At 47.1% G+C, this 6,322-nt stretch carries 5 protein-coding genes; 1 reads left to right on the forward strand and 4 read right to left on the reverse strand.

Annotated features, from left to right (window positions below):
- The first annotated feature begins 77 nt into the window (after positions 1 to 77).
- On the forward strand, positions 78 to 428 hold the full coding sequence (locus tag QUB26_RS24715; RefSeq protein WP_333302792.1) for a DUF6984 family protein: 351 nt from the start codon (positions 78 to 80) through the stop codon (positions 426 to 428).
- A 128-nt stretch (positions 429 to 556) separates the two neighbouring features.
- Here QUB26_RS24715 and QUB26_RS24720 read toward each other — a convergent pair whose 3' ends face one another.
- The 4 genes from QUB26_RS24720 to QUB26_RS24735 form a co-directional block, all read right to left on the reverse strand.
- A complete protein-coding gene (locus QUB26_RS24720) occupies positions 557 to 1,090 on the reverse strand; it encodes a helix-turn-helix transcriptional regulator (protein WP_333243239.1) in 534 nt (177 codons plus the stop codon).
- Complete coding sequence (locus tag QUB26_RS24725; RefSeq protein ID WP_333243236.1) at positions 1,087 to 1,533, reverse strand: DUF6932 family protein; 447 nt, start codon at positions 1,531 to 1,533, stop codon at positions 1,087 to 1,089. Before QUB26_RS24725 ends, QUB26_RS24720 begins: the two co-directional genes overlap by 4 nt.
- 131 nt (positions 1,534 to 1,664) lie before the next feature.
- Positions 1,665 to 3,593 (reverse strand): DUF3685 domain-containing protein, encoded by a 1,929-nt coding sequence (locus QUB26_RS24730; RefSeq protein ID WP_333243233.1) that lies wholly within the window; start codon positions 3,591 to 3,593, stop codon positions 1,665 to 1,667.
- A gap of 47 nt (positions 3,594 to 3,640) precedes the next feature.
- Positions 3,641 to 5,851 (reverse strand): hypothetical protein, encoded by a 2,211-nt coding sequence (locus tag QUB26_RS24735; RefSeq protein ID WP_333243231.1) that lies wholly within the window; start codon positions 5,849 to 5,851, stop codon positions 3,641 to 3,643.
- Between the last annotated feature and the right edge of the window lie 471 nt (positions 5,852 to 6,322).

The following is a 6,322-nucleotide window of genomic DNA, read 5'->3' on the forward strand; positions in this document are numbered from 1 at the left end:
AAATCAATTTATTTAGCCTTTACCTATGATAATAATGGTTTTCTCAAAGGTTGTCTTACACCACCAAAATAATAAAAATGCGCCTACTAAAATTCGGTGAATCAGCATTGATTAAAGCTCTACTTATGACCAACTCTAAACTTGCTGAAGTAATAGTACCAACACTAAACACTGCGCTTGTTGAGGACATGGACGATGGTGGGATGGGTAGCCTCCGCTTCAAATCCTGCCCTGCTGATTCAGGCAGAAGGCTTGGCAGAACAGTCGCTGAAGCTGAATTTTTAGATGAAGATGGAGTTCCTGTATCTGTCGAATTGAATTTAGATGAGCATCGTCAACTTTTTGAGCTTGATGTTTGGAAATTTGATTATTCTCCTGTGTCTAGATGGCCAGACCTGGGACAACTTGTGATTAAAGGAAGAATCTAATAAAGGCGATCGCACTTTCGATGGTCTTGCAAATTGTTGAGATTCTTCGCTTCATTCAGAATGACATAATTTAGGTTGTTAATGCTTCTAGGAATAAATTCGCGCTCGCCCTCGCTAATAACTAATGACTATTTCTCGACTTGATGAGCCTTAATTTCTAACTTCTTTCCTTGTCGCTCCACAAACTCCGCTAGAGTTTTTTTCCTAATTTCTATTTCCTGAAAATCCACCGCAAAACTAGCTGTTTTTAGTTCAACTGCTAAGGATTCCGTAATATCGATAATTTCCACCCAGCTAGCACATTGATAATCTGACTCTTCATATTGTTTAATTCTGTTTTCTTCAAGCCCCAACCTATCCGCAAGTTCCTTTTGACTCATTTTGGCAGCAATTCGAGCTTTAATTAAGACTCTTGGCAGCTCTAAAATCGAGTCTACTTCTATTTTGAGGTCTTGGCTGCGATCGCACCCTACCAATCTTTCATACTCAGCTATTTCTGCATTGAAAGCATCCAGGTGACTTTGGATCGATTCACGCATCACTGACCACCAAGGATCGTTCTTTTTTACCTCTTCATCTTGTGCGTCATATTGGGCTAGCGTATATTCACATTTTTTCAGTAACTCTTGCGTGTATTCATATTGATTTTCATTTCTAATCATGGCGACCACCTGACTAAATCTATAGCAATAATTCCTTTGGGATTTCGCTCTCTGTCCCGCTGAAATAGTTCATAGGAAGTTAGATCGTAACTACCGACTGGTTGGTCGGATGGAAATATTTCACCGCGATAAAAAGCTTTTTGAGCAGCTCGGTCTGCATAATTTCTCAGTCGAGGAGCATGAGTTTTCAGATAATTCATATCCACCTCCTCCCTATCCCAACAAGCATCAAAATCTTGAGGAGCTACTTTGCTAGTAACAAAGCTACCATTGATGTAAATTGTCCTGCATCCTGCTGCTTTTAGTTGCTCCATTGCCATTTGCAATCCATCTATCATGCGACTGCGACGCGGTGTTGTTCCAAATCTGTCTTTGAACTCTTCCCACTCTGCCCAATGCACCCCTGGTGGCAAGTTACCATGCTCATCAAATTCTGGAATCATACCCTCATGCCTTTACACCTTAACACAATTTCATTGTCAGTTTTTAATGACTGTTGATTTCCTCAGCATACCTTCATCGTTGGGGTAAATAACCGGGATTTAGTATTATACCTAGAATATCCTGCAACCAATTACCCATTTTTCCCAAACTTGCTATCCTGCAAAGAATTACCAATCCCCTGGATAATTCCCCGCCCGATCAAACCAATTCCCCGCCCAATTACCTGAGTCAAAACGTAAACAACGCCAGCACCCAACAGCGAAATAACCGCGCGAACTCTAGGTGCGATCGCATCCCTGGTTTCCAGCAGCAAAGTCAAGGCTAACTGCCACCCAGACAACTGTGCTAACTCTAGATTTCTAGGAGCATAAATAGAAATTCTCTTAATTCCAGAATCGCCCAAAACAAACAGCCAAAACCTGCTTTCAAAAATAGCTTTCGGTTCCACAAAATATCTATCCCAGCTATATCTCCACGACAAATCATTGCGAAATCTCTCAATTTCTCGCGTCGAAATCAACTTACCATCGTAAAAAATTTGCTTAATTTCTTCAATATTTGCCAAATTATTTAGTAGAGGCTGTACTACTCCGCTAGCAACTTGGATTGCCAAATTTTCTAACAAAGCTTCAGCTCGCTGCATCGCTTCCGGGCTGCCAGCAACACAAGAAACATTGTCAACTGTTAGAGGAGTTTCAAATAGCAAATGTGCAAAAAAATCAACAGTCATCGGTATTTTGTCAAGGATTTCGGCTGCAACTACATCAGCATCTGCTAGCAACTGCGGTACAACTTCTACGCTGCTGCCTGCCCAGATGTCAGTAGCGCTTTCCCCTTGACTTTCTCCCAGTGTCAAGCTGGTTTTACTGCCATCAAAAACCAGATTTTCTTCCGTTTGCAGTGTATAGTATCTGCCAAAAAAATCTATGATTGTCGCCTGCCACAAATCCCGTAAAATAGCAGGCATTTTTTGCGACAATTGAGTTTCCTGCACTTGCGAAAAGCGCAATTCCTCCAGCAAATCCTTTAACTTCCGCAGGATGGAAGTCATCAATTCACGCTTTTTGGTCGATCGCAAAATATCGATTTCCAAAGGCAAGCCAGTCAAATTCACCAAATCAAACTGCAATTTAGCTGCCGCCGAGTCAAACAAGCTACCTTGCCAATTAGTTGCAACCACCAAAGATCCCGCCAAAACTTGGGACTTCGCTAATTGCGATTGAGAATTCTTTAACAAATTCTCGCCTCTAATTTCTTCTTTCTCCCCTCTGCCTTCTTTCCTCTGCTTTCTTCCTTCTGCCTTCTCCCCTTTCCCTTCAAATAATAACTGACTGACTATCCAGCGAGCTGCGAGCAATTCCCTGCGGCGCCCGCTGAGTACAACCCCATCTAAAATAGAAGGCAAATCTGTCGGTTCGGCGGCTCTGATATCTTGCAAATCAGCTTGAACAACCGCCAAAGTTGCATCTATTTCGCGCAGTCCAGAGAGGCACAAATGAGCCAGCATTTTTTTGTGTACTGGCGTATCAACTGTCGAATTCTCTGCATTTTTATCTACAATTACTGCGGATTTTTCTACTGTTTGAACCACCGCTGCGTTTAGTTCTGTTTCCGAGTTAGCTGCCGCATCCGGCGCCCAATAAGTGCAACCAGACGCCACAGCGCGAATAGCTTCGATTGTCAGGGAAATATCTCTACCTTTAGGACAATAGCCATTCGCGCCCGTCGCCTGTAACTCCGCCAACAGATCCGGTGTCAGCGGCCCGCCTAGCAGCAACAGAGGCAGGTTGGGGTACAAACTTTTGAGTTGGCGACAAAATGCCACCGCCTCTATTTGACCCGATCGCAAATTTAGGGTCTCAACAGCCAAAATTACCAAATCTGCGGGCTTCTTGGCTGCTCCAGAGTCGAGCGAGCGAGTTTCTAGAACTCGCAAAGCCTCGGTTGGGGTTGAAACCTCTGCAACAACTTGCAAGTCTGGATACTGCTCGCAAGCGATTCGCAGCCCCAGCCGGAAAATGGGGTCGCCTTCGATCGTCAGCACTTGGAAATTACTCACTTGATTTTAGATTTGAGATTTTAGAGACTGATCGCGCGAAAACCCAATTACTCCGGGAGCAAATTAGCATCAGGAGGTCCAACCGATTCAGGAATCGAGGGTGGCGCCGGTTCTGGAGCTGGAGCCGGAGGAGCCGGTTCCGGAGCCGGAGCCGGGGCCTGTTCTCTCGCGGGTGGATAGTAAGGTTCCGGCTCCGGAGCGGGTGGATAGTAAGGTTCCGGTTCCGGCTCTCTCGCAGGCGGATAGTAAGGTTCCGGCTCTCTAGCAGGCGGATAGTAAGGTTCCGGTTCCGGCTCTCTCGCAGGCGGATAGTAAGGCTCTGGCTCTGGCGCGTACTCCTCCTGTCGCGGAGCTGGCGCGTACTCCTCCTGTCGCGGAGCTGGCGCGTACTCCTCTGCTGGAGCTGGCGCGTACTCGCGAGCGGGTTCCGGCGCGTACTCGCGAGCGGCTTCCGGCGGGGGCGCACTGTTGGCTCTGAGTTCAGCACTCCAGCGCCCGATCGCACCTGCCGCCTCTGAATACAGCGCCCTACCGTAACCGATTTGGGAAGCAGTATCGATCGCCGCTCCTAGACTGCCTTGAGATGCCAATTCCGCAGCGCGATCGAGAATCGGTCTGTCTTGAGCCACTTGCAGTTCGCTCACCCACTGATAGACATTATCCTGAGCTTTCGCGTACAAAATCCTACCGCTCTTAATTGCCGAAGCTTTTTCAATAGCAGCACTAAGTTTTCCTTGCTTCGCCAGGGCGATCGCTTCATCCAAAAAAGGCTGATCTTGAATAACTTCTATGCGTTTCGTCCACTCAGCCAAGAGAGTTTGCGCTTCTATTCTGCGGGGCCGGTTTTGAGCAACCAGGACTAACTGAGCCATGCCACCCTTGAGTCCTTCAACCGTTTGCGTTTCTGCCAACTGCTTCGCCAGAGTCAGAAAAGATTGGTCTTCTATCCGCTGAATTTCCCGGCGCCAAGAAGCCACTAAAGTTTGAGCGTGAATCCGCCGCGGCTGCTTGATTCCGATAGTTTGCGCTTGCTCGATCGCGAGTCCAAACGTCCCTATGTGACCGAAACTCGCGATCGTACTCGCCACTTGCAGCCGCAGCAAATCTTGAAACTGCACCTGCAAATTTTCAATTTGAACTTGAGCTTGCTTGTACAGAGGGCGACCCGGAGCTATTTGGCTAGCAGCCCCCTTCCCTTCCAGCAAGCTAAAAATGTGTTGTGGCAGCGGAGTTGATATCGACTGGTTCCACGTCACTGCCTGAGCCCTACCCAACTGCATCAAATCTTGAGCTTCCGCAAATAGTAGCGAATCCTGTGGCACAACAGAAGCAGCCTCGATCGCCCCCGGCAAATCTTTCGCCCCCAACCGCTTAGTCGCCATTGCCAGCAAAGTCCGGCTCCAGCCCTCAATTTCCTTCTCAGCTTTAGCGCGGGCAAAAAGCTGCGAGTCTATTTTTCGAGCTAGGACGATCGCCTCAGCGAACTTTTGCGGAGTCTCGTCCTTCGCCAAATCTCTAGCCTCTTGCAAGCGCTGCCAGCCGTTTCTTTCCAATGAAATCTGCCCTATCAGCTCGTTGTAACGCTTCTGACTCCAGAAAATATTTTCCAGCTTGAACAAAGCTTGAGCATAATCCCAAGCCTTCCTTAAATCCTCACTTTTCAAAGCTGCTAGGGCTGTATCGTAGAGTTTTTGGCCCTCCTGCCAATTTTTTTCCCAAGCAGTCACAGCCTCTTCTACTTCGGGGTAAGACCGACTGGTTTTCGGAATTTTCGCCACAATCTCCAGAGCACCTTTCAAATCGCCCCTCTCAATTTTTGCCCTGGCAAATCCCAGAATGGCCTTCGACCATTCCCCTATCAAATGTTGACCTTGCGAGTATAGCGGATGTTCTTTCGGCCAAGCCTGCACCAATGCCATTGCCGATTCTAGCTGTTCTAGCTTGCCCGACTTAGCAGCTTGCTGAGCGCAGTAAAGTCGCTCTCCGTCCGCCGCCAGCGGCGACAGTTGCTGGCAATTGGGCGGTGGAGGCATCGTCAGCAACCACAGAAATGCAGCGGCCCCCGTTACTCCAAATCCCACCAGGAGACTCAGCCAGATAAGCTGCCACTGCCAAAAAGTTCTTTTTCCCTCGCTCGGCGCAGCCGTTACGAAGGAACTCGCATCGCCTGTCGCCTCTGCACTGAACTGTGCCGTCGGTTTAGGGGATGGGTTGTATTGCGGTGGTGTGTGGAATTGGTCAGATTGTCGTCTCGCCATTACTTCAGCCTGTCCTGTAATGCGCTCTAGAATGTGACACTCCTACATCAAATCTATAGATTGTGATGTGGGCTTCTGACTCCTGTTAAGGAGATCGAGAACTTCCTTCAAGGTACTGGCAATCTTTCCCTCTACGGCGTTTTATAGTGAGGTTTGTGTCTGGCCCCACTGGTTGCTTCCGAGTATTTTATGCTCTCGAAGCACGTAAATCATACCAGTTATCAAACATTTATTGACATATTCCGGGGCAGTTTAGCAGAAAAAACAGTATAAAGCCCGTCAGTCTATCAATTTTAAATTTTAGATTTTAGATTTTAGATTTTAGATTTGACTCCACAGATGAATTGGGGGAGGGATTCAACTAAGCTCTCATATTAAATCCGGGTCAGAATTTTCCTGACCAGACTCAGCAGTTTAAACCGCCCAGCAATAATTTTAGATTTTAGATTTTAGATTTTAGATTTTAGATTT

Origin of the sequence: Microcoleus sp. B4-C1 (assembly GCF_036705285.1) — a bacterium.
GTDB lineage: Bacteria > Cyanobacteriota > Cyanobacteriia > Cyanobacteriales > Microcoleaceae > Microcoleus.